The sequence below is a fragment of the Streptomyces sp. NRRL S-37 genome (assembly GCF_000721605.1).
In the GTDB taxonomy this organism is placed as follows: domain Bacteria; phylum Actinomycetota; class Actinomycetes; order Streptomycetales; family Streptomycetaceae; genus Streptomyces.
The window spans coordinates 86976-109167 of record NZ_JOIZ01000014.1 but is presented as its reverse complement, the minus strand read 5'-3'; the positions used below and the strand labels follow the sequence as shown (position 1 = coordinate 109167).

At 71.1% G+C, this 22192-nt stretch carries 22 protein-coding genes and 1 tRNA gene; 11 read left to right on the top strand and 12 right to left on the bottom strand.

Going from position 1 to position 22192, the window contains the following annotated elements; genetic code table 11:
• Positions 1-40: 40 nt before the first annotated feature.
• Positions 41-1738, bottom strand: a complete 1698-nt coding sequence (cdgB, locus tag IH50_RS0121090; protein WP_030864409.1) for a diguanylate cyclase CdgB — start codon at positions 1736-1738, stop codon at positions 41-43.
• 316 nt (positions 1739-2054) lie between these two features.
• On the opposite strand from cdgB, the gene IH50_RS0121085 reads away from it, so the two are divergent.
• Both IH50_RS0121085 and IH50_RS0121080 read left to right on the top strand, forming a co-directional pair.
• Positions 2055-2636: a flavin reductase family protein gene (locus IH50_RS0121085; RefSeq protein ID WP_030864406.1), complete on the top strand. Its 582-nt coding sequence runs from the start codon at positions 2055-2057 to the stop codon at positions 2634-2636.
• A gap of 64 nt (positions 2637-2700) precedes the next feature.
• Positions 2701-3183 (top strand): GNAT family N-acetyltransferase, encoded by a 483-nt coding sequence (locus tag IH50_RS0121080; RefSeq protein WP_030864403.1) that lies wholly within the window; start codon positions 2701-2703, stop codon positions 3181-3183.
• Between the two features lie 281 nt (positions 3184-3464).
• On the opposite strand, the gene arfB is transcribed toward IH50_RS0121080, so the two are convergent.
• Positions 3465-3893 (bottom strand): alternative ribosome rescue aminoacyl-tRNA hydrolase ArfB, encoded by a 429-nt coding sequence (gene arfB, locus IH50_RS0121075; protein ID WP_030864400.1) that lies wholly within the window; start codon positions 3891-3893, stop codon positions 3465-3467.
• Positions 3894-4074: 181 nt separating this feature from the next.
• Here arfB and IH50_RS0121070 point away from each other — a divergent pair, with 181 nt between their 5' ends.
• Positions 4075-4650: a TerD family protein gene (locus IH50_RS0121070; RefSeq protein WP_030864397.1), complete on the top strand. Its 576-nt coding sequence runs from the start codon at positions 4075-4077 to the stop codon at positions 4648-4650.
• A gap of 68 nt (positions 4651-4718) precedes the next feature.
• Here the strand turns inward: IH50_RS0121070 and IH50_RS0121065 are convergent, their stop codons facing one another.
• Positions 4719-6122, bottom strand: a complete 1404-nt coding sequence (locus IH50_RS0121065; protein ID WP_030864395.1) for a M1 family metallopeptidase — start codon at positions 6120-6122, stop codon at positions 4719-4721.
• 50 nt (positions 6123-6172) lie between these two features.
• On the opposite strand from IH50_RS0121065, the gene IH50_RS0121060 reads away from it, so the two are divergent.
• Positions 6173-6673: a hypothetical protein gene (locus IH50_RS0121060; RefSeq protein WP_030864392.1), complete on the top strand. Its 501-nt coding sequence runs from the start codon at positions 6173-6175 to the stop codon at positions 6671-6673.
• 10 nt (positions 6674-6683) lie between these two features.
• Here IH50_RS0121060 and IH50_RS0121055 read toward each other — a convergent pair whose 3' ends face one another.
• Positions 6684-7361, bottom strand: a complete 678-nt coding sequence (locus tag IH50_RS0121055; protein WP_078914057.1) for a pentapeptide repeat-containing protein — start codon at positions 7359-7361, stop codon at positions 6684-6686.
• Positions 7362-7493: 132 nt separating this feature from the next.
• Between IH50_RS0121055 and IH50_RS0121050 the strand changes: the two genes are divergently transcribed.
• From IH50_RS0121050 to IH50_RS0121040, 3 genes are read left to right on the top strand one after another with little or no spacing between them, the layout of a single operon-like run.
• Positions 7494-8654, top strand: coding sequence for an FAD-dependent oxidoreductase (locus IH50_RS0121050; RefSeq protein ID WP_030864389.1), 1161 nt, complete (start codon positions 7494-7496; stop codon positions 8652-8654).
• Positions 8655-8709: 55 nt separating this feature from the next.
• A complete protein-coding gene (locus IH50_RS0121045; RefSeq protein ID WP_030864387.1) occupies positions 8710-9684 on the top strand; it encodes a zinc-binding dehydrogenase in 975 nt (324 codons plus the stop codon).
• A 23-nt stretch (positions 9685-9707) separates the two neighbouring features.
• Positions 9708-10595, top strand: coding sequence for an aminoglycoside phosphotransferase family protein (locus IH50_RS0121040; protein ID WP_030864385.1), 888 nt, complete (start codon positions 9708-9710; stop codon positions 10593-10595).
• Positions 10596-10631: 36 nt separating this feature from the next.
• Here the strand turns inward: IH50_RS0121040 and IH50_RS0121035 are convergent.
• Positions 10632-10705: transfer RNA gene (locus IH50_RS0121035), tRNA-Thr, on the bottom strand.
• Positions 10706-10791: 86 nt separating this feature from the next.
• Positions 10792-11202 carry a DUF3224 domain-containing protein gene (locus tag IH50_RS0121030; protein ID WP_030864383.1) on the bottom strand — a complete coding sequence of 137 codons (411 nt, stop codon included), beginning with the start codon at positions 11200-11202 and terminating at the stop codon, positions 10792-10794.
• Between the two features lie 91 nt (positions 11203-11293).
• Here IH50_RS0121030 and IH50_RS0121025 point away from each other — a divergent pair, with 91 nt between their 5' ends.
• The 4 genes from IH50_RS0121025 to IH50_RS0121010 all read left to right on the top strand — a co-directional run bounded on the left by IH50_RS0121025 (position 11294) and on the right by IH50_RS0121010 (position 15133).
• Positions 11294-12265 carry a helix-turn-helix transcriptional regulator gene (locus IH50_RS0121025; protein WP_199822114.1) on the top strand — a complete coding sequence of 324 codons (972 nt, stop codon included), beginning with the start codon at positions 11294-11296 and terminating at the stop codon, positions 12263-12265.
• A gap of 209 nt (positions 12266-12474) precedes the next feature.
• Complete coding sequence (locus IH50_RS0121020; protein WP_030864379.1) at positions 12475-13563, top strand: ABC transporter ATP-binding protein; 1089 nt, start codon at positions 12475-12477, stop codon at positions 13561-13563.
• A 182-nt stretch (positions 13564-13745) separates the two neighbouring features.
• Complete coding sequence (locus IH50_RS0121015) at positions 13746-14189, top strand: hypothetical protein (RefSeq protein ID WP_030864377.1); 444 nt, start codon at positions 13746-13748, stop codon at positions 14187-14189.
• A 212-nt stretch (positions 14190-14401) separates the two neighbouring features.
• Complete coding sequence (locus tag IH50_RS0121010; protein ID WP_030864364.1) at positions 14402-15133, top strand: nucleotidyltransferase family protein; 732 nt, start codon at positions 14402-14404, stop codon at positions 15131-15133.
• A 130-nt stretch (positions 15134-15263) separates the two neighbouring features.
• Here the strand turns inward: IH50_RS0121010 and IH50_RS0121005 are convergent, their stop codons facing one another.
• From IH50_RS0121005 to IH50_RS0120980, 6 genes are all read right to left on the bottom strand, one after another.
• The gene (locus tag IH50_RS0121005; protein WP_078914051.1) at positions 15264-16889 is read right to left on the bottom strand and encodes a DoxX family protein; all 1626 of its coding nucleotides are present in this window, start codon (positions 16887-16889) and stop codon (positions 15264-15266) included.
• A gap of 187 nt (positions 16890-17076) precedes the next feature.
• The gene (rlmB, locus tag IH50_RS0121000) at positions 17077-18021 is read right to left on the bottom strand and encodes a 23S rRNA (guanosine(2251)-2'-O)-methyltransferase RlmB (protein ID WP_030864343.1); all 945 of its coding nucleotides are present in this window, start codon (positions 18019-18021) and stop codon (positions 17077-17079) included.
• 179 nt (positions 18022-18200) lie between these two features.
• On the bottom strand, positions 18201-19601 hold the full coding sequence (gene cysS / locus IH50_RS0120995) for a cysteine--tRNA ligase (protein WP_030864339.1): 1401 nt from the start codon (positions 19599-19601) through the stop codon (positions 18201-18203).
• A gap of 146 nt (positions 19602-19747) precedes the next feature.
• A complete protein-coding gene (ispF, locus tag IH50_RS0120990) occupies positions 19748-20245 on the bottom strand; it encodes a 2-C-methyl-D-erythritol 2,4-cyclodiphosphate synthase (protein ID WP_030864337.1) in 498 nt (165 codons plus the stop codon).
• On the bottom strand, positions 20235-21008 hold the full coding sequence (ispD, locus tag IH50_RS0120985) for a 2-C-methyl-D-erythritol 4-phosphate cytidylyltransferase (protein ID WP_030864336.1): 774 nt from the start codon (positions 21006-21008) through the stop codon (positions 20235-20237). Before ispD ends, ispF begins: the two co-directional genes overlap by 11 nt.
• Positions 21009-21338: 330 nt before the next feature.
• A complete protein-coding gene (locus IH50_RS0120980; RefSeq protein WP_003953493.1) occupies positions 21339-21821 on the bottom strand; it encodes a CarD family transcriptional regulator in 483 nt (160 codons plus the stop codon).
• Positions 21822-22192: the final 371 nt, after the last annotated feature.

The following is a 22192-nucleotide window of genomic DNA, read 5'->3' as shown; positions in this document are numbered from 1 at the left end:
AACGGGTGACCCGCACCGCATCAACCCACTGACCTGCGCTTCATCCCGCGCGTCTGTGCTGTTTGGGACGAGATCGTTTCTCGACGTACATCCGCTCGTCGGCCGACTTCAGCACTTCGTCCGCCGTCATCCCGCACTGCGCCCACCCGATGCCGAAGCTGGCGCCGACCCGCACGGCCCGTCCCTCGGCCCGGATGGGCTGAATGATCTCGTTGCGCAGCCGGACGGCGAGGTCCTGGGCGTCGGCCCGGCCGAGCCCGTCGGCGAGGATCACGAACTCGTCGCCGCCGAGCCGGGCGACGGTGTCGCCGTCGCGCACACCGCCTGCGAGCCGGTGGGCGACCTCGATGAGCACCGCGTCACCCGCGTTGTGCCCGAACCGGTCGTTGATCGACTTGAAGCCGTCGAGGTCGCAGAAGAGCACCGCGAGCCCCTTGGCGCCGTCGTCGAACTCGGTGGCGGGCGCGACGGTGTGCACGTGGTGGTCGTAGCCGTCGTACGTCTCGGCGCCCGGCGGGAAGTCGAAGTCGTGGCCCCGGTCGAAGGCGGGCGGGCCGTAGGCGGCGTCGAAGGAGTCCGCGGAGTCGAAGGACTCGAAGGGTTCCATGGAGGCGGCGGAGGCGGGCAGCACGCCCTGCGGCTGCTGCCGGCACAGCCGGGCGGACAGCCGCGCCCGCAGCTCGGCGGAGTTCGGCAGTCCGGTGAGCGAGTCGTGGGAGGCGCGGTGGGCGAGCTGGAGCTCGCGGCGCTTGCGCTCCTCGATGTCCTCGACGTGGGTGAGCAGGAAGCGGGGGCCGTCGGCGGCGTCGGCGACGACGCTGTTGCGCAGGGACACCCAGACGTACGTGCCGTCGCGGCGGCACAGGCGCAGCTCGGCCCGGCCGCCCTCGGCGGAGGTGCGCAGCAGGGTGCCTATGTCCTCGGGGTGGACGAGGTCGGAGAAGGAGTAACGGCGCATCGCGGAGGCGGGACGGCCCAGGAGGCGGCACAGGGCGTCGTTGGTGCGCAGGATGCGGCCGTGCTGGTCGCCGCCCATCTCGGCGATGGCCATGCCGGAGGGGGCGTACTCGAAGGCCTGCCGGAAGCTTTCCTCGCTGGCCCGCAGCGCCTGCTGGTCGCGCTCCAGGCGGACCAGGGCGCGCTGCATGTTGGCACGCAGACGCGCGTTGCTGATCGCGATGGCGGCCTGGAAGGCGTACATCTGGAGCGCCTCGCGGCCCCAGGCGCCGGGCCGGCGGCCGTTGCGCGGGCGGTCCACGGACAGGACGCCGACCAGTTCCCCGGAGGTGCCGCCGCCCTGCGGGCCGGGGGCGTACATCGGGGCGAAGAGCCGGTCGGAGGGGTGCCACTCGTCCTCGAAGCGGGGCGCGGGCCCATCGGTGTACCACTGCGGGACGTCGTCGTCGTCGAGGACCCAGCCCTCGGTGTGCGGGATGAAGACCAGATCGCCCCAGCGTTCCCCCATGCCGAGGCGGCGGTCCCAGGACTCGCGGGAGCCGGTCCGGCCGGTGATGAGGGCCTCGGCGGCGGAGTTCCCGGCGAGGGCGGCGACCACGAGATCACCGTCGGGGCGTACGAGATTGACGCACGCCAGTTCGTAACCGAGGGCGTCCACGACACCGTCGGCGACCGTCTGCAGCGTGTCCGCCAGGCTGCGGGCCGTGTTCATGTCGGCCATGGCCCGGTGGAGTTGCCGCAGCGACGCAAGGCGGACGTAGGGTTCCGACTCGGTCTCCATCCTCGCCCTCCCCCCGAGACCTCGCAGCGAATCAAGGGTTGTCTTCGGCGTATCGTCCCAGCAGCTTCCCCGCCACTGAATCACAGCGCGCTGCCCACTCGGTACACAGGGTCAACAATTCTTGCCCCTTGTGACTCAAGTCACAGGCAAACGTGAACAATTGCGTGGATTTTCCGCGATTTTCCCTCGCTTTTGACGAACGCAGTTTTTGTGATGCTTGTGCGGGGACTGTGCCCGACTCGGGCGTTGGTCCTAGGTCCCGGCTCGGGCCGGGGTCCGATGCGGTGCCTGTGGAGCGGAGATTAGCGTTTCCGGCGTGCCGAACACTTCCACCCCGTCCACGATCACCACCGCGCCCGCCGCCCGGCATGCTGAGGGGGTGAGCAACGACGAGTTCCGAGCCGCCCTGTCCCGGCTGGCCGCCGGCGTGGTCCTGGTGACCGCGCAGGAGCCGCCCCTGGACCCCGACGACCCCTCGGCACCGGCCGGCGAGGACGTCGGCATGACGGCCACCGCGTTCCTGTCGGTCTCCCTGGACCCGCCGCTGGTGCTGGTCAGCCTGCGCAACGGCTCCCGCATGGACGAGCTCCTCGACGAGCAGCCCCTGTGGGCGGTGTCCGTGCTCTCCGAGAGCCAGCGGCACATCGCGGGCCGCTTCGCGATGAAGGGCCGGGTCAGCGACCGCCTGCTCTTCGCGGACATCCCGTACCTGCGCGGCGAGCACAGCGGGGCGCCCCTGGTGGGCGGCGCGCTGGCGACCCTGGAGTGCCGTACCGAGCAGCGGGTCCCGGCCGGGGACCACACCCTGGTGATCGGCCGCGTCCTGGCCGCCCGGGTACCGAGCGCGGAAGGCGGTCCGCTGACGTATTTCCGGGGCCGTTACCGGCAGTTGGGCTGAACGATTTGCCGCCGTCGCCGAAATCACTTTCCCCGTACGGGATTTACCTGATTAGGGTGCCCGGATGACGACGCCCACCGCACTCCGCCTCGAAGAGATCACCCCGGAGAACCTCAAGACCGCCCTCGGGATACGGGTCCGCCCCGACCAGGAATTCGCGGTCGCGCCGGTGGTGAAGTCCCTCGCCGAGGCCTACGTGCATCCCGGTACGGCCTGGCCCCGCCTGATCATGGACGGCGACCGCGCGGTCGGCTTCCTGATGGCCTTCCTCGACGTCGACTGGCACGAGGACGGCGGCAGCGTCATCCGCTCCGGCCTGTGGCGCCTCAACATCGCGGCGGAGGAGCAGGGCAAGGGCTACGGCCGCTTCGCCGTCCGGTCGGTGGCCGGGGAACTCCGCCGCCGGGGCACACACGAGCTCTACGCCACCTGGCACCCCGGCGACAACGGCCCCGAGAACTTCTACCTGAACCTGGGCTTCCACAAAACCGGCGAACTCGTCGAGAACGAGACGGTGGGCGTCCTGAAGCTGCACCGACCGGACTGAACGGCGTTCGAGACCCCGCATCGACCACCGGATGGAAACCTGCGGCGGACGCGCCCCAAAGGGGCACGGGGCTGTACCCGACATGCGACTACCGTCGCGTGGGCGCGCCCCGACAGGGACGCGCCCCAAAGGGGCGCGGGGAACTGCGCGACCAGCCACAACGCACCCGCAGGGACACTGATCCCCGGCCGGGAGGCCCACACCTCAGGGGCCGAAGGCCACACCCAGGGCCGGAGGCCGCACCCGGGGGCCGGGGCCACGCCCCAGGGGGAACTGGGAGGTCATCCCCAGTCCCGCGAGGAACGCCCCCTCTTCGTCTCGGCCCGCTGCTTCTTCTCCCGCAACCGCCGCTCATTGATCCCCCGCGGAACACGCGTGGGCCTGCGCGGCTTCGGCGGCGGCGCGCTCGCCTCCGCGAGCAGTGCCGCCAGCCGCACCGCCGCCGTCTCCCGGTTACGCCACTGCGAACGGTGCTCCGAAGCGCGAACGGTGATCACACCACCGGTCAGCCGCCCGGCCAGCCGCTCCAGCGCCCGCTGCTTCCACACCTCGGGCAACGCCTCGGTACGAGCGAGGTCGAAACGCAGCTCGACCTGGGAGTCACTGGTGTTCACATGCTGCCCGCCGGGCCCGGACGACCGCGAGAAACGCCACATGAGCTCCGCCTCGGGCAGGACGACGGAACCGCGGATGACATAGGGACCGGACATGCCCTACAGGTTCCCGCGCCTGACCGGGCCACGTCACCCGAATATCCGGATCTCGGGGGACCGGTCCCGCGACACGGGTAAAGAAAGTAAAGAGACCTGGAACCTCTCGCACCCCTCTCCGCGTTCAATGGGGTAGCGGTAGCTTCTAGCCGTACGCAAACGAGGGAAGGGACTCCCAACAATGGCTGTAAGCCTGTCCAAGGGTGGCAACGTCTCGCTCACCAAGGAGGCTCCGGGCCTGACCGCCGTCACCGTGGGCCTCGGCTGGGACGTCCGCACCACCACCGGCACGGACTTCGACCTCGACGCCTCGGCGATCGCGGTCAACACGCAGGGCAAGGTCTACTCCGACGCCCACTTCGTGTTCTTCAACAACAAGCAGACCCCGGACAACACCATCGTCCACACCGGTGACAACCGCACCGGCGAGGGCGCCGGCGACGACGAGGCGATCAACGTCAACCTCGCCGCCCTCCCGGCCGACATCGACAAGATCGTCTTCCCGGTGTCGATCTACGACGCCGAGAACCGCAGCCAGAACTTCGGCCAGGTGCGCAACGCCTACATCCGCATCATCAACCAGGCCGGCGGCTCCGAGATCGCCCGCTACGACCTGTCGGAGGACGCCGCCACCGAGACCGCCATGGTCTTCGGCGAGCTGTACCGCAACGGCGCGGAGTGGAAGTTCCGCGCCGTCGGCCAGGGCTACGCCTCGGGCCTCGTCGGCATCGCCCAGGACTTCGGTGTGAACGTCTGACGGACACCCCGCTCACGACGCGGTCCCCGGCCGGGCGGCAACCACCCGGCCGGGGCTCCGGCACACCCTCAGGGCCGCTCCGGCCGCCCCTCCCCGTACAGCCAGTCCTCCCAGATCCCGGTGAAATCCTCCCCCGGGGCCGACCTCTCCACATACGCCGTGAAGTCACCGGTGCCCGCGTTGCCGTGACGGTGCTCCCGCGCCCAGCCCCGGAGCAGGGCGAAGAAGGAATCGTCACCGACCGTCTGCCGGATCCTGTGCAGCACCATCGCACCACGCCAGTACACGGGAGTGGCCGAGATGTCCGCCGCGCCCGGCGGCTCGGCCGGCGGGAAGGACCACAACGCCTCGTTCGTCCCCGCGTCCGGGAAATACGAACCGGCATACAGCAGGTCGAAGGTCCGCTGCGCGCTGTCGCCCCCGTGCTCCTCCTGCCACAGCCACTGCGCGTACGTCGCGAACCCCTCGTTGAGCCACATGTCCCGCCAACTGCGCGGGGACACGGAGTCGCCGTACCACTGATGGGCGATCTCATGGACCAGCAGCACCATGTCCGGGGCACCGGGAAAGACCGGCCGGCTCTGGGTCTCCAAGGCATACCCGGCGTCCCCGGGACGCTCGACGACCGCACCCGCGGAGGAGAAGGGATACGGGCCGAAGGTCCGCTCCGCCCACTCCAGCACCTCGGGGATCCGCGCCAGAACCGCACGGCCCGCCCCCGCCTGCTCCGGATCGACAGCCGTGTACACGGGCAGCCCGCCGGCCGTCACCGTGCGACGGACCTCATACCTTCCGACGGCCAGCATCGCGAGATAGCTCGCCATCGGCTCACTGGTGCGCCACCGGTACGTCGTACGGCTCCCCTTCCGCTCCTCACTGGCCGGCTCCCCGTTGGACACCACCCGCAACCCGCTCGGCACCGTCACCGCGACGGCATACGTCGCCTTGTCGGAAGGATGGTGATTGCCCGGGAACCACGCCATCGACCCCACCGGCTCCCCCAACGCCAACGCACCGTCGGCGGTACGCAGCCAGCCCTCCTCGGAACCGTCCGGATCGGTGACGGTCGCCGGGGCACCGGCATAGCGGACGGCCACCCGGAAGGTGCCCTCCACCGCCTCACGCGGCCGGACGGTCAGCTCCCGCCCCGCCCGGCTCCAGCGGGCGGCCACACCGTCCACGGTGACCTCCTCGACCTCCAGACCCTCGAGGTCGAGGTTCAGCGCGGAGAGATCCTCCCTCGCACGGGCGGTGATCGTCGCAGTGCCGGTGAGGCGGTGCGCACGCGGGTCGTAGGCGAGGTCGAGGGCGTAGTGACCGACGTCGTAACCACCGTTACCGGCCTCCGGGAAGTACGGATCACCCACACCGGAACCGCCGGCAGAAGCCCCGGAACCACCCCCGCACGCCACCACGGACACCACGAGCAGGGCGGCGACGACACCGCGGGAACAGGAGCCGTGAAAGCGCACCCCCGGATCCTATGAGGGCCGGCGCACCCCGACGTGACACCATCACCCCCGTGCTCGACATCGGCTACGCCCTCTCCAACCGCTTCCCCGACCCCCCGCAGACCGACTACCGCCGCGCGGACGTCCACGCTCTGCGGCACGACCTGTTCTGCGGAGACGTCTACCTCGCCGACACCACGACGGACCGCGAGCTGTCCACAGCCTGGGGATGGGTACCGGTGCTCGACTTCGCCTGGGCCCTGTGCGACATCGTCGAACACATCGACCGGGACCCGGCCGGCTCCCGCGCCTCCCGCCCCCAGCACGCGGAACTGGACTTCACCGAATCCACCGACCGCCTGCTCTTCGAACGCCGCTTCGGCTGGGTGGACATCGAAGCGGAATGGCTGCCCGCCTCCGAACCCCCACTGACCTTCTCCCACACCGAACTCCGCCGCGAAGCCCGCGACTTCCTCCACGACCTCCTCGCCGACCTGACCGACCTCCACGAGGACCTCGGCGAGAACCCGGCCATCTGGACCCTCCAGGCCCGCTTCCCCCGCGTGAAGTAACCCCCTCCCCTCAGTCCTCCACCCGGATCCCCAGCTCCCCCGCCAGCACCGGCGCCAGATCCAGCAACTGACCCGCACTGATCACCGCCCCCGACAACCGGTCCACCCCCCGCGCGATCCCCAACGACACGGCACCCCGCAGATCCACGTCCTTCAGCGTGGCCCCCGAAAAGTCCGCGTCCTTCAGCACGCAGTCCACGAACTCCACACGCTCCAGCCGCGCCCCGCCGAAGTCCGGCTCGACCAGGACACACCCCTCGAAGACGACGTCCTTGAGCCGGGCCGACCGCAGATTCAGGAAGTCGATCTTCCCGCCCCGGACCAGCACCCGCTCCAGCACCGCCCCGTGCAACCGCGTCCCCCCGAGCCGCGCGTCCGTCAGCTCCACATCGCGCAGGGTCGCCTCGGCCAGATCGGTGCCCACGCCCCGGACACCGGCGAGCACCGAGTCCAGCACCCGCACCCGGGACAACCGCGCCTCGTCCAGCGTGCACCCCGTCAGCACGCAGTCCATGAAACGCGCCCCGCCGCCGTCCTGCCCGGCGAAGTCCGCCTCCCGGAACTCCAGCCCGTCGTAATCCCCGTCCGGCTCCAGCCCACCCCCCTCCCACCGCTCCAGCACCGGCACCCGCACCTCGGGACGCCTCGCCCCCTTCACACCCGTACCGCCCACCGCTCTCCTCACCATGCCCCCATGCTGCACCCCACCACTGACAACCCACCCGACCTGCGGAAACCCCGCACATGTCACATTCCCGCACCCCCACACCGTCCTCTGTGCGAAGCCTGAAGGCGACCCCGACCCAGGGAGACCCCAGCCATGCACCACATCACCGTCATCGGCGGCGGATTCGCCGGACTCACCGCGGCCATCACCGCCGCCGAAGCCGGCGCCAAGGTCACCGTCCACGAAGCCCACCACACCCTCGGCGGCCGGGCCCGCACCTCCGAAGGCCCCTACCGCACCAACGACGGACCCCACGCCCTCTACAACGGCGGCCCCCACTGGACCTGGCTCCGACAGCGCGACCTCATCGGCCCCCTCGCCCCACTCCCACCCCTGGAAGCAGCCCGGCTCCGGCTCCGCCACCACGGCACCCTCCGCCGCACCCCACCCCTCGCCCTGCTGAAACTCCTGCGCCGCGGCACCGCCCAAGCCCCCGTCGACACCGACTTCCTCACCTGGGCCACCGCCATCGCCGGCGAAGAAGGCGCACGGGCCGCCGCCCACTACACCGCGGTCGCGCTCTTCCACCACGACCCCGGCTCCCTGTCCGCCGCATTCGTACAGGAACGCCTGCGCCGCGCCACCAAACTGCCCCCGGAGGCCCACTACCCGCGCGGCGGCTGGGGCGGCCTCATCGACCGCATGGCCGCCCACGCATGGAACCTCGGCGTACGCGTGGAGACACTGTCCCGCGTCGACACCCCGCCCACCGACACCCCCGTCGTCGTCGCCACCTCACTCGACTCCGCCCGCCGCCTCCTCGACGACCCCACCCTCACCTGGCCGAGCGGCCGCACCGTCCTGATCGACCTCGCCCTGCGCACCCGGCGCGGCGACGCGTTCGCCGTGTCCGACCTCGACGCACCCGGCTGGCTGGAACGCTTCACCGCCCAGGACCGCACCCTCGCCCCCAGCGGCGAACAACTCGTCCAGGGCCAGATCCCCATCGCCCCGCACGAGGCCAAGACGGACGGCACCGCCCGCGCGGAAGAACTGCTGGACCTCGCCTTCCCCGACTGGCGGAAACGGGTCACCTGGCGGCGGGACGCGATCGCGAACGGCCGCACCGGCGCCGTCGACCCGCCCGGCACCAGCTGGCGCGACCGCCCCGCCATCGACCGCGGCAACGGCGTCTACCTAGCCGGCGACCAGGTCGCCGCCCCCGGCGTGCTCTCCGAAGTCTCCTTCAACAGCGCCCTCACAGCCGTCTCCCTCGCCCTCGGCCGGAACACCCTTGACCTCAAGCACGCTTGAGGTCGCACCGTGGAAGCCGCAACGGCACACGACCCGACCCCAGAGGGGATCCCCCATGCACGCCATCCGCCTGCACACCTTCGGCCCGGCCGAAAACCTCACCTACGAAGAGAGCGAGGACCCCCAACCCGGCCCCGGACAGGTCCGCATCGCCGTCCACGCGGCCGGCGTCCACCTCCTGGACACAGCCCTCCGCGAAGGCATGCGAGGACCCGCCCCGGCCCCCGCCACCCTGCCCACCATCCCCGGCCGCGAGATCGCCGGAATCGTCGACGCCCTCGGCGACAACACCCCCGAAGACCTGCTCGGCCGCCGCGTCGTCGCCCACCTCGGCTTCGCACCCGGCGGCTACGCCGAACTCGCCGTCACCGACACCGGCCGACTCCACGACATCCCCGGGCACCTCGACTTCGCCGAAGCCGTCGCCATGATCGGCACAGGCCGTACGGCGATGGGAATCGTGCAGTTCGCCGAACCCGGCCCCGGGGACGTGGTCCTCGTCCCGGCCGCGGCAGGCGGTATCGGCACCCTCCTCGTGCAGTACGCCAAGAACGCCGGCGCCACCGTCATCGGCCTCGCCGGCGGCCCCACGAAAACCGCCCGGGTGACCGCCAACGGCGCCGACCTCGCCATCGACTACACGAATCCCCACTGGCCCGAACAACTCGACACCCACCGCGGCAAGATCACCATCGTCTACGACGGCGTGGGCGGCGACACCGCCCGCACGGCAGTCGACCTCCTCGCCCCCGACGGCCGCCACATCGTGTTCGGCTGGTCCTCCCAGGGCATCAACAGCGACAACCCGTACCTCGTCGAAGGCGTCTCCCTCAACGTCCTCGGCCCCGAGATGATGCGCAAAGCAGGCGGCCCCAACCCCGTCCGCACCCTCGAACTCCGCGCCCTCACCGAGGCCGCCGAGGGCAGGCTCACCCCCGCCGTGCACCGCTTCCCCCTCACCGAGGCCGCCGCCGCCCACCGCGCCCTGGAGAACAGGGAGACAACCGGAAAAGTCGTCCTGGAGCCGTAGCGGACCCCACTACCGTGCAAAAGATGATCGACATCCCCGCAGGACTCGCCGCCGCCCAGGAGAAGTACAACAAGGAGGCCGGCCGCGCCTTCATCGCCGCCCTCCCCGACCTCACCGCCACCTTCCTGCACCGCTGGAACCTGTGCGTCACCGGCGCACCCATGCACGGCGTGAGCGCCCTCGTCCTCCCCGTCGACCGCGCGGACGGCACACCCGCGGTACTCAAACTCCAGGTCCGCGACCACGAGACCGACGGCGAACCGATCGCCCTGCGCCTGTGGAACGGCGACGGCGCGGTCCGCCTCCTCGACCACGACGAACCCACCGGCACCATGCTCCTGGAACGCCTCGACGCCACCCGCATGCTCGCCCACCAGGAAGACGTTCACGAGACCGTCCTGGTCATCGCCCGCCTCCTCGCCCACCTTCACACCACCCCGGCCCCCGAAGGCATGCGCCACCTCCGCGACATCGCACCCGCCATGCTGGAACGGACCCCCGCCGTCCTGGACCGCATCCCGGACCCGGCCGCCCGCCACCTCGTCGCCGACTGCGCCGCCGCCGTACGCGAGGTCACCGACGAACCCGGCGACCGCCTCCTCCACTGGGACCTGCACGATGAGAACGTCCTCGCCTCCGACCGCGCCCCCTGGCTCGCCATCGACCCCAAACCCCTGGCCGGCGACCCCGGCTTCGACCTCTGGCCCGCCCTCGCCAACCGCTTCGACCCCGACGACGTCACCTGGCGCTTCGACGCCATGACCGACGTCCTCGGCCTGGACCGCGCGCGGGCACGCGCGTGGACGTACGGGCGACTGCTGCAGAACTGCCTGTGGGAGGTCGAGGAGGGCCGTCCGCTGGACGAGGCGGACCTGGAGATCGCCCGCCGGCTACGCGGTCTTACGGCATGAAAAACCCCAGGTCGGGCCTGACCTGGGGTTCCACTGAGCCCCCTGTCGGATTCGAACCGACGACCTACGCATTACAAGTGCGTTGCTCTGGCCAACTGAGCTAAGGAGGCGCCGCGCGGCGCGCGCGAAGGCTGGTCCACTGTACACAGAGCCGGTTTCGCCGGGCCACGCACTTGTGGGACGAGGTCCCGCCCGTTCACCCCAAGTCGTACTCGAAGGTGTACGCCACCTCCGTCTCCCCGTGCCGGTAGGTGAACCCACCCGTGCCTCGCAGCTCCGTCAGCTCCTCGGTGCCCGAACCCTCGACGACCTCGAAGGTGCAGTGGACGGTGCCGTCTGGCTCGAAGCGGCCGCGCTCCTCCAGGACGAAGGTGCCGGCGCGGCCGTCGACCCGGCCGGCGACGAGCTCCATTCCGGCGAAGGTGCCGGTTCCGCCGGTCAGGTAGGTGATCGCGTAGTCGCAGGTCGTGGCCTCGGCCTCGATGCCGCCCGAGAAGGCGTTGGTGACCGTGGCGTGCGCGAGGCGGGGGAGAACACCCTCTTCGGTGACGGGGCTCTCCTTCCAGTCGGCGAAGGTGAAGTGGCCGGTGGTCTCGGTGGTGGGCATGGACGTTCCCTTCCGGGGTGGACGACGGTGTGCCCCACCCTTCCCGCCATACCTGACATCCTCTGTCAGGTACGGCGGGACAATGGCTCCCATGCGCGCCGACCGGCTCCTCTCCCTGCTCCTGCTGCTGCAGAACCGCGGCCGGATGACCGCCCCCGAACTGGCGGCCGAGCTGGAGGTGTCGGTGCGCACCGTGTACCGGGACATCGAGGCGCTCGGCGCCTCCGGGGTGCCGGTGCGGGCCGAACGCGGGCCGGAGGGTGGCTACCGCCTGGTGGAGGGCTACCGCACGCGGCTCACCGGGCTGACGGACGCGGAGGCCGGTTCGCTGGTCCTCGCGGGACTGCCGGGACCGGCCAGGGACCTGGGTCTGGGTGCCGTACTGGCGAGCGCCCAGCTGAAGGTGGAGGCCTCCCTGCCGGGCGAACTGGCGGACCAGGCGCGGCGGGTGCGCGAGCGGTTCCACCTGGACGCGCCGGCCTGGTTCCGGGACGCCGACCCCGTGCCGTACCTGGAGCCGATCGCGCGGGCCGTGTGGGAGCGCAGGGTGCTGGAGACCCGCTACCGGCGCTGGCGCGGCGAGGTGCACCGGGAGGTGCGTCCGCTGGGGCTCGTGCTGAAGGGCGGCATCTGGTACCTGGTGGCGCTGGCGGACGACGCGGTGCGCACCTACCGGGTGTCGCGGTTCCAGGCGGTGGCGGAGACGGGCGAGGAGTTCATCCGGCCCGCGGGCTTCGACCTGGCCGCGTACTGGACGGAGTCGTCCCGGCGGATGGAGGCGGCGATGCGGCAGGGCACGGCCCGGGTGCGGCTCTCACCGCGCGGGCAGAAGCTGCTGCCGATGCAGTTCGGGGCGGCGGGGGCGCGGGCGCTCGCGGACGCGGGGCCGGCGGACGGGCGGGGCTGGGTGGAGGTGGAGCTGGCCGTCGAATCGGAGTCGGTCGCGACCGGCGACCTGCTGCGGCTCGGCGTCGAGGCGGAGGTGCTCGGCCCGGCAGGGCTGCGGGAGGCGGTCGCGACGGCGGTAGGAGTGCTGGCGGACCGCTACGCGAGCGAGCGGTGATCACGTACGAAACACGAAAGTCACCGCCGCGGTCGAAAGTTTCCGCGAAATTCACAGCCCTGGAACTACTGACAACCAGGTGAACGCCCGGTACCGTCCTGTGCCAGTTCACTCGTGTGGACCACACCACAGCGGAGCATCCGTCGTGGCTTCACCTTCCTACTCGGATCGTCCGGCACGTTCCTGCCGGTAGAAGGGGACCATTCACCATGGCCACTGTCACGTTCGACAAGGCGACCCGGATCTACCCCGGTTCCACCAAGCCCGCCGTCGACGCGCTGGAGATCGACATCGCGGACGGCGAGTTCCTCGTCCTGGTCGGTCCCTCCGGTTGCGGCAAGTCGACCTCGCTCCGCATGCTCGCGGGGCTCGAGGACGTCAACGGTGGTGCGATCCGCATCGGTGACCGCGACGTCACGCATCTGCCGCCGAAGGACCGGGACATCGCCATGGTGTTCCAGAACTACGCGCTCTACCCGCACATGACGGTCGCGGACAACATGGGCTTCGCGCTCAAGATCGCGGGTGTCAACAAGGCGGAGATCCGGCAGAAGGTCGAGGAGGCCGCGAAGATCCTCGACCTGACCGAGTACCTGGACCGCAAGCCGAAGGCGCTCTCCGGTGGTCAGCGTCAGCGTGTCGCGATGGGCCGTGCGATCGTGCGTGAGCCCCAGGTGTTCCTCATGGACGAGCCGCTGTCCAACCTGGACGCCAAGCTCCGTGTGTCCACCCGTACGCAGATCGCGTCGCTGCAGCGCCGTCTGGGCATCACCACGGTCTACGTCACGCACGACCAGGTCGAGGCCCTCACCATGGGTGACCGTGTCGCGGTCCTCAAGGACGGTCTGCTGCAGCAGGTGGACACCCCGCGGAACATGTACGACAAGCCCGCGAACCTGTTCGTCGCCGGCTTCATCGGTTCGCCGGCCATGAACCTGGTCGAGGTTCCGATCGCCGACGGTGGTGTGAAGTTCGGCAACTCGGTGGTGCCGGTGCAGCGTGACGCGCTCTCCGCGACCAGCGACAAGACCGTCACCGTGGGCGTGCGCCCCGAGCACTTCGACGTGGCCGGTGCCGACACCGACAAGGGTCTCGCGGTCACCGTGAACGTCGTCGAGGAGCTGGGCTCCGACGCGTTCGTGTACGGCACGGCGCAGGTCGGCGGCGAGGCCAAGGACATCGTGGTCCGTGTCGGTGGCCGTGAGGTTCCGGAGAAGGGCAGCCAGCTGCACGTCGTGCCGCGCGCGGGTGAGACCCACGTGTTCTCGACGTCGACCGGTGCGCGCCTGTCCGACTGACGTCATCGCGTGGAAGGGCCCTGCGGCTTGCCGCGGGGCCCTTCGCGTTGTCGACAAATACCCGGGCACACCGGTCATTTCGGCCTCATGCGTCAACACGCCGCACGGAGTATGGAGTTCCGTGTCCCCCGTAACGGTGACGGAATGTTTTCTTGTCGCTACCGGACGCTACCCTCACACGCGTGAAGCACTCCACTAACCGTCAGACGCGTCGCGGCCGGGGCCCCGCCCGCCGGATCGGCCGCTCCCTCGCCCTCGTCCTGCCCGTCGTCCTGGTGCTCTCCGGGACTTTCGCGGTCGCGCGGGTCAATTGGTCGGGGGCTTCCTCGAGCCCCGTGCTCGCGGCCGCCTCCGGTGCCTCCTCCCGCGGTGACGCCCAGGCGCCGCAGCACGCGCTGCGGGACAAGCTGCTGGTCGAACTGCAGGAGGAGAACCCGGGTGTGGCGCTCACCCACCTCCAGCAGGCCGTGAACGACCGCCCGTCGCTGGCGAAGCACTGCGCGTCCATCGCCCGTGCCCTCGGCAAGGCGGCGGTCCGTGTCTACGGTCCCACCAAGGCCCAGTCCTACGCCCGCCCGGTCTGCGACACCTCCTTCGCCTCCGGCGTCACCACAGCCAACCGCTGACACGGCTGCCCCGCTCCCGCCCCCGTTCCCGCGGGCAGCCGCATACCCCGCTCCCGCGGGCAGTCGTGCCGCAGGGCGGCACGGGTGGGCGCGACGGTACCCCGCAAACGCCGGGCTGCGTGACCACCCCCCGGCCCACACCAACCCGGGGCACCTCGCACAGCACAGGGCACCCGCACACCCCCGAACGCCGCGCCGCGTACAGTGCGGGCATGACCGATCCGCGAGCCGTCGCCCGCCCCGTACAAGCGGTAGTCCTGGCCGGAGGCCAGGGATCCCGGCTTCGGCCGTACACCGACGACCGCCCCAAGCCGATGGTCGAGATCCCCGGCACGGGAACCCCGATCATCGGCCACCAGCTCTCCTGGCTCGCCGAGGAGGGCGTGACGGACGTGGTGGTCTCCTGCGGCCATCTCGCCGAAGTCCTGCAGAAGTGGCTGGACACCGCCGACCTGCCCCTCTCCGTCACCACCGTCGTGGAGACGGAACCCCTCGGCCGCGGCGGCGGCCTGAAGTACGCCGCCGCCCACCTCCCGCACCCGGACCGGCCCTGGTACGCCACCAACGGCGACATCTGGACCCGTTTCTCGCTGCGCGACATGGCCGACTTCCACACCGAGCGCGACGCCGTCGCGACCCTGGCCCTGGCCCGTCCGCGTATCCCGTGGGGCGCGGTGCGCACGGACGGCTTCGGGCACATCACCGACTTCATCGAGGCGCCGCCGTCGACCTTCGAGATCAACGCGGGTGTGTACGTCTTCTCCCCGGAGTTCGCCGGTCTGCTCCCGGAGCGCGGTGACCACGAGCGCACCACGTTCCCGCACCTGGCGCGTGAGCGCCGGCTGGCCGGCTTCCCCATCCCCCAGGGCTCCTACTGGCGGGCGATCGACACCGCGAAGGACCTGACGGAGGCGGCGAAGGAGCTCTCGGCGCAGGGCCGCTGAAGTCTTTTCCTTCCGCCCGTCACCCCGTCGGGCCGGCGTCGTGTGCGTGACGGCCGGCCGTAGCCGCCGCTTCCACACGGCAGTGGGGTCCCGCACGTCATCCGTGCGGGACCCCACTGCCGTGTGCGGGCTATCCCAGGAGGCCGCCCACGAGGCCCGGCCTTCCGGAGGAACCGCCGCTGCCGCCGCTCGGTGCGCCGCTGCCGCCGGAGGCGCCGGTGCCGCCCGCCGTGGGGCCGGAGCTGGTGCTGGGTGCCTGGCCGGCCGGGGAGGACTGCTGGGGCGGGGCCTGGCCGGCGCTGCCCTGGGTCTGGCTGGGTGTGCCGGTGGCCGCGCCGGCGCCCTGGATCGCGCCCGGGGTGGTGGTACCGGCGGACGGGCTCGCCGCGTCCGAGGTGGCGTCCCGGATGGGTGGGGTGGAGGCGGCCGGGGTCCGCTCCTTCTTCCGGTGTTCGCCGGACTCCTCCGGCAGCGGGGAGCCGGGCAGTTCGTTGCGCGGGGCTTCGCCGGGTCCGGGGACGACCACCCGGTCGGCGTCCCGTACGGCGCCGCCGAGCAGGGAGCCGACGAGCATGCTGAACCCGCAGACCACGAAGGTGACCAGGGCGCCCCGGCGCAGTACGTACCGGCGCAGGTCCCAGATGTCGGCGCGGGGGCCGAGCCGGCGCCAGGCCCGGCTCGCGAGGCTGCCGTCGACGGAGTAGACGGGGGCGCCCGCGATGATCAGCGGTGACCAGGCGGCGAGGTAGATGATGTCGGGTGTCTCGTAGGCGGGGACGCTCTTCCAGCTGACGGTGACCAGCAGGGCCGCCGAGAGCGCCGCCCCGACGACGGCGGCCAGGCGCTGCCAGCAGCCGAGGGCGGTCAGGACGCCGACGACGATCTGTGCGAAGGCGATGGCGAGCCCGGAGCCGATGGGGTGCTCGAGGGCGAACTGGCGGAGCGGCTCGGCGACTTCCCAGGGGTGCAGGGTGTGCAGCCACTTGACCATGGAGCCGCGTTTGCCGCCCTCGAAGTAGAGGGGGTCGCACAGCTTGCTCATCCCGGCGTAGACGGAGATGCCGCCGAGGAAGACACGCAGCGGGAGCAGGACGACGCCGAGGTTCATCCGGCGGCCGGGGTAGTAGGCGTGCCGGGCCGGGTCGTCGCCGTGCCGCCTGGTGCGGCGGCCGGTGTCCTCGAACCCGTCGTCGGGGGCGGGTTCGTCGTAGGCGGGTTCGTCGTAGGCGCTGCCGACCGTGCGCATCGGGGGCAGCAGGGGCCCGTCGGCCGGGCGGCGCTGGGCGCCGACGAACGGGGTTTCGAGGGTCTGGGTGACCGGGTCGGCGGTGTGGTCGTACCCGGTGCCGGTGTGCGGGACGACCTGGGTGGCGCCGGCATGGGTGAGCGGCTCGTCGGCGTGGCGGACGCCTTCGTGCCGTACGGCCTGGAGCAGTCGGTGGGCGCCGGTGTCGTCGGGTGCGGACCGGCCGCTCCAGACGACGGGCCGGCGGCGGGTGCCGGTATGGCCCGGCGTGCCCACGGTGGTGACGACGGGGATGCGGGCGGTGTCCTCGGCGGCGCTCACGTGCCGTGCGATCCGCGGCGACTGGGCGCGTCGCGCCGAGCCGCCCAGCTGCACGCGGAAGCTGGCGTGATTGACGATGACCTGCGCCGGATCGCTCGGCACCTTCACCATGCTCAGCGCGGGAGCGTCGTCGAGTCCCGACGAGCGGTCCCCCGTGGGTGTGCGGGGTGTTCTCGTGTCCACACTCATCTAACCGAGTGACACGGCGTTAGGACACTGCCTTGACCCGCCGGAAGTGTCCGGACCGCGTCAAGCCTGCCCGGACCGCCCGGAACACCCCGTATGGGCGACCTCACCGAACATCCGTCCGGTCCCGCCCGCCGCACTCTCCCGGCCGCGAAGAGCCCCGTCCGGCGGCCTCCACCAGCCTCCGGAATCAGCCCCGTCGACGCGCCGCCTCGTACAGCACGATCCCCGCCGCCACACCCGCGTTGAGCGACTCGGCGCCGCCCGGCATCGGGATCCGGACCCGGAAGTCGCAGGTCTCGCCGACCAGTCGGGAGAGGCCCTTGCCCTCGCTGCCGACGACGATGACGACCGGTCCGTCCAGCGCGGTGAGGTCGCCGAGCTCGGCCTCGCCGTCGGCGGCCAGGCCGACGACCGCGATGCCGGCCTTCTTGTACGCCTCCAGCGCGCGCGTCAGGTTGGTGGCGCGGGCGACGGGCGTACGGGCGGCCGTACCGGCGGACGTCTTCCAGGCGCCGGCGGTCATCCCGGCGGCGCGCCGCTCGGGTACGACGACGCCGTGGCCGCCGAACGCGGAGACGGACCGGACGACCGCGCCGAGGTTGCGCGGGTCGGTGACCCCGTCGAGGGCGACGATCAGCGGGTCCTCACCCTCGTCGTGGGCGTTGGCGACGAGGTCCTCGGGGTGTGCGTACTCGTACGGCGGGACCTGGAGGACCAGGCCCTGGTGGTTCAGGCCGTTGGTCATGCGGTCGAGCTCGGGACGCGGCGCCTCCATGAGGTTGATGCCGCCGCGTTCGGCCGCGAGCTGGAGCGCCTCGCGCACCCGCTCGTCGTTGTCGATGAACTGCTGGACGTAGAGCGTGGACGCGGGCACGCCCTCGCGCAGCGCCTCGACGACCGGGTTGCGGCCGACGACGAGTTCGGAGGCCGAGCGGCCCCCGCCGCGCCGCTGCTGCGGGCGGGCGCCCTGGGCGCGGCGCGCCTTCGCCTGGGCGGCGCGCTGCTTGGCGTGCCCCTTGCGCATCTCGGCGGGCGGCGTGGGTCCCTTGCCTTCCAGGCCCCGGCGCCGCTGGCCGCCGCTGCCGACCTGCGCGCCCTTCTTGCCGGACATGCGGCGGTTGTTCGCGGCCATGAGGTATCCGTCTCCATGAAGTCGTGGGTGGTGCTGCTTGTGCGCGTACCTGGCGCGTATCAGGTACGCACCTGGTGCTTACGTCTGTGACGTGTGCCTATGAAGTGTGCCGCCCGGAGGCCCGGACGGCACAGTCGATCTTCGGATGCCGAGGTCGGGACCGGTCGGGGCCTGGCTCCTCAGCGCGGGCCGAGGCTCCAGCGCGGTCCCTGCGGGCTGTCCTCGATGACCAGGCCGGACTGGCCCAGCTGGTCGCGGATGGCGTCCGCGGTGGGCCAGTCCTTGCGGGCGCGGGCGGCCTCGCGCTGGTCGAGGACCATGCGGACGAGGGTGTCGATCACGCCGTGGAGGTCCTCGCCGCGGCCGGTCTCGCCGGCCCAGTGCGGGTCGAGCGGGTCGAGGCCGAGCACGCCGAGCATGGCGCGGACCTCGGCGAGGCGGGCGACGGCCTCCTCCTTGTCGTCGGCGGACAGTGCGCTGTTGCCCTGCCGGACGGTGGTGTGCACGACGGCGAGCGCCTGCGGGACGCCCAGGTCGTCGTCCATCGCCTCGGCGAACGCGGGCGGCACCTCGGTGGCGGGTTCGACGACGCCTCCGGCCTTCTCCATCACGCGCTGCACGAAGCCCTCGATCCGCGCGAACGCGGACTCGGCCTCGCGCAGGGCCTCCTCGCTGTACTCGATCATGGACCGGTAGTGCGGGGTGCCGAGGTAGTAGCGCAGCACGATGGGCCGCCAGCGCTTGACCATCTCGGAGACCAGGACGCTGTTGCCGAGCGACTTCGACATCTTCTCGCCGCTCATGGTGACCCAGGCGTTGTGCACCCAGTAGCGGGCGAACGCGTCGCCGTAGGCCTTGGCCTGGGCGATCTCGTTCTCGTGGTGCGGGAAGATCAGGTCGAGGCCGCCGCCGTGGATGTCGAAGGCGCTGCCGAGGTACTTGTGCGCCATCGCCGAGCACTCCAGGTGCCAGCCGGGGCGTCCGCGGCCCCACGGGGTCTCCCAGCTCGGCTCGCCGGGCTTGGCCGCCTTCCACATCGCGAAGTCGCGCGGGTCCCGCTTGCCGGTCTCGCCCTCGGCGGACGGCTGGAGCAGGTTGTCGAGCTCCTGGTTGGACAGGCCCAGGTACTCGGGGAACGAGGTGACGGCGAAGTACACGTTGCCGTCGGCCGCGTAGGCGTGGCCGCGCTCGATGAGGCCGCGCATCATCTCGACCATCTCGGTGATGTGGCCGGTGGCGCGCGGTTCGTAGGTCGGGGGCAGGCAGCCGAGGGCGCGGTAGCCGTCGGTGAAGGCGCGCTCGTTGTCGTAGCCGATGGACCACCAGGGGCGGTCCTGTTCGGCGGACTTGGCGATGATCTTGTCGTCGATGTCGGTGACGTTGCGGATGAACGTCACCGACAGGCCGCGGTACTCGAACCAGCGGCGCATGATGTCGAAGTTCAGGCCCGAGCGGATGTGCCCGATGTGGGGTGCCGCCTGCACGGTGGCACCACACAGGTAGATCGAGACGCAACCCGGCTGGAGCGGGGTGAAGTCACGGATCTGCCGGGCGCTGGTGTCGTACAGGCGAATAGTCACGACACCAGGGTAGTAGGCGCGGACGTGTGCGCGGTGCGCCTCGCTGTTTCGGGGACGTTTGTCATGGCGGGCCCGGTGAGGGGGTGTCGCGCCCGCGCGGCGGGGCCGCGTACCGGCGCGGCCCCGCGTCCCCCGGGCCGGACGGCTCATCCTTCTTTGACGACCAGTGCCGTCGCCACCGCCATGAGGCCCTCGTCCCTGCCGGGGAAGCCCAGGCCGTCGGTCGTGGCGCCGGAGACCGAGACCGGGGCGCCCGCCGCCTCCGAGAGGAGTTTCTGGGCTTCCTGCCTGCGTTTGCCGATCTTCGGGCGGGGGCCGATCACCTGGACGGCGATGTTGCCGATGCGGAAGCCGGCCTCGTGGACGATGCGGGCGGCCTCGGTGAGCAGGGTGACGCCGGAGGCTCCGGACCACTCCGGGCGACCGGTGCCGAAGTGCTGTCCGAGGTCGCCGAGGCCGGCGGCGGAGAACAGGGCGTTGCAGGCGGCGTGGGCGACGACGTCCGCGTCGGAGTGGCCGGCGAGCCCGGGGCCCTCCCCCTCCCATTTCAGGCCGGCGCACCACAGTTCGCGGCCGTCCTCGAAGGCGTGGATGTCGGTGCCGATGCCGACCTGCGGCAGGGGGTACGGCTGTTCAGAAGCCATCGTTGAGCCTCCTGCGGGCGAGGACCGCCTCGGCGAGGACCAGGTCGAGGGGGCGGGTGACCTTGAAGGCCTCTTCGTGGCCGGGGACGGTGACGACGGTGAGGCCGAGCTGTTCGACCATGCTCGCGTCGTCGGTGACGTCGTCCTTCACGGTCTCGTGGGCACGTACGAGGGTGGCCCGGTCGAAGCCCTGCGGGGTCTGTACGGCCCGCAGCAGTGACCGGTCCGGGGTGGAGGTCACGGGCTCGGGCTCACCGGGGGCGGCGGGTTCGACCTGCTTGACGGTGTCGGCGAGCGGCAGTGCGGGGACGACGGCCGGCGCGCCGTCGCGTACGGCCTCGATGACGGTGTCGACGGTGTCCACGGGGACGAGCGGGCGGGCGGCGTCGTGCACGAGGACGATGTCGTAGCCGGGCGGCAGCGCGTCCAGGCCGAGTTTCACGGACTCCTGGCGGCTCTCGCCGCCGGGGACGACGAGGAAGTCGGTGCGGTCGGGCAGCGCGTGTGCGTCGAGCAGCGACCTGACCTCGGGGGCGCCGTCGGGCGGGGCCACGACGACGACCAGGGAGACGGCTCGGGAGGCGGCCATCGCGCGGACGGCGTGGATGAGCATGGGGGTGCCGCCCAGTGCGCGGAGCGCCTTGGGGGCGCCCGGTCCGAGGCGTACACCACGGCCGGCGGCCGGGATCACGGCCGCCGTGCGGGCGGTCGTACGGCCTGGTGCGGGGCTCGGTGACGGCGGGGGGAGCGGATCGTCAGACATCGGTTCCTGTCAGGTTTGTGTGCTCGGCCCAGGTGGGTATGGCCTGGGCGTGCCCCCTGCTCCCGGAGCGGGGGGAATGCCGGGCGTCCCGTCTTGACCAGCCCCTTCCGTGATTCTGGTCGAGTCGACCGCCCGGGCCCGGCACGCCAGGGGTGGGGACGTGAGTCATGACACATTCCCCGGCGCGACGCAAGTGCAGCGTATGCACGGTGTCCGGGTACGAACATGCCGCAGCGCCCGGCGACGTCCATGACGTCATCGGGCACCGCGGCATTTCGAAGTGCTGAGTGCTGAGAGTGAGCCGCGGGCCGCGCGGCCTGCTCAGAAATCTCAGGAGGCGAGGACCTCGTCGAGCAGGGCCTCGGCCTTGTCCTCGTTGGTGTTCTCCGCGAGGGCGAGCTCGCTGACCAGGATCTGACGCGCCTTGGCGAGCATGCGCTTCTCACCGGCGGAGAGTCCGCGCTCGCGCTCACGACGCCACAGGTCACGTACGACTTCCGCGACCTTGATGACATCGCCCGAGGCGAGCTTCTCGAGATTTGCCTTGTAGCGACGGGACCAGTTCGTGGGCTCCTCCGCATACGGTGCGCGCAGCACCTCGAAGACCCGGTCCAGCCCGTCCTGACCGACCACATCACGTACGCCGACGAACTCCGCATTGTCCGCTGGCACACGTACCGTCAGGTCACCCTGGGCGACCTTCAGCACCAAGTAGGTCTTGTCCACGCCTTTGATCTGGCGAGTTTCGATAGCCTCGATCAGCGCGGCCCCGTGATGGGGATAGACCACGGTGTCGCCAACCTTGAACGTCATGTGACAGGTACCCCTTCCGTGGCTATCCAGGGTAACACGGATACGGCGCCTTCTGAATGGCGTTTTCGCAGGTCAGGGCCATTCTCGGGGCTTGACAACAGCAACAGGAACGTGCTGCGGACACCTAGCGGAAGCAGGTATTCGCAGGTCGGAGCGGCTCTCCGGCGCAAGCGAAACGCGCACGTTACACGCATCGGGAGCCCCGCACGAGCGGTCGAACATCCCCATATGTCCGGTTCCATGTGCTCGAGTTCCGCTACTCCGTTCGGTGTGCCGGGCCGGGTTCCGGCCGAATCCGGAATTGATCACACGGTGCGAGGATGAGCGGCCGGTGATCAATTCCGGAGCCCTCCGCTCATTCCTTCACGGGA

Bases quoted from the DNA above. Each gene is read 5' to 3' on its own strand.
- ispF (WP_030864337.1), bottom strand. From the start codon at position 20,245: ATGGCTTCTGAACAGCCGTACCCCCTGCCGCAGGTCGGCATCGGCACC.
- IH50_RS0121080 (WP_030864403.1), top strand. From the start codon at position 2,701: ATGACGACGCCCACCGCACTCCGCCTCGAAGAGATCACCCCGGAGAAC.
- rlmB (WP_030864343.1), bottom strand. From the start codon at position 18,021: ATGGCCGCGAACAACCGCCGCATGTCCGGCAAGAAGGGCGCGCAGGTC.
- arfB (WP_030864400.1), bottom strand. From the start codon at position 3,893: ATGTCCGGTCCCTATGTCATCCGCGGTTCCGTCGTCCTGCCCGAGGCG.
- IH50_RS0121055 (WP_078914057.1), bottom strand. From the start codon at position 7,361: ATGGTGAGGAGAGCGGTGGGCGGTACGGGTGTGAAGGGGGCGAGGCGT.
- IH50_RS0121005 (WP_078914051.1), bottom strand. From the start codon at position 16,889: ATGAGTGTGGACACGAGAACACCCCGCACACCCACGGGGGACCGCTCG.
- IH50_RS0121025 (WP_199822114.1), top strand. From the start codon at position 11,294: ATGCGCGCCGACCGGCTCCTCTCCCTGCTCCTGCTGCTGCAGAACCGC.
- cdgB (WP_030864409.1), bottom strand. From the start codon at position 1,738: ATGGAGACCGAGTCGGAACCCTACGTCCGCCTTGCGTCGCTGCGGCAA.
- IH50_RS0121070 (WP_030864397.1), top strand. From the start codon at position 4,075: ATGGCTGTAAGCCTGTCCAAGGGTGGCAACGTCTCGCTCACCAAGGAG.
- IH50_RS0121045 (WP_030864387.1), top strand. From the start codon at position 8,710: ATGCACGCCATCCGCCTGCACACCTTCGGCCCGGCCGAAAACCTCACC.
- IH50_RS0121010 (WP_030864364.1), top strand. From the start codon at position 14,402: ATGACCGATCCGCGAGCCGTCGCCCGCCCCGTACAAGCGGTAGTCCTG.
- IH50_RS0121030 (WP_030864383.1), bottom strand. From the start codon at position 11,202: ATGCCCACCACCGAGACCACCGGCCACTTCACCTTCGCCGACTGGAAG.
- IH50_RS0121040 (WP_030864385.1), top strand. From the start codon at position 9,708: ATGATCGACATCCCCGCAGGACTCGCCGCCGCCCAGGAGAAGTACAAC.
- ispD (WP_030864336.1), bottom strand. From the start codon at position 21,008: ATGTCTGACGATCCGCTCCCCCCGCCGTCACCGAGCCCCGCACCAGGC.
- IH50_RS0121020 (WP_030864379.1), top strand. From the start codon at position 12,475: ATGGCCACTGTCACGTTCGACAAGGCGACCCGGATCTACCCCGGTTCC.
- IH50_RS0120980 (WP_003953493.1), bottom strand. From the start codon at position 21,821: ATGACGTTCAAGGTTGGCGACACCGTGGTCTATCCCCATCACGGGGCC.
- IH50_RS0121050 (WP_030864389.1), top strand. From the start codon at position 7,494: ATGCACCACATCACCGTCATCGGCGGCGGATTCGCCGGACTCACCGCG.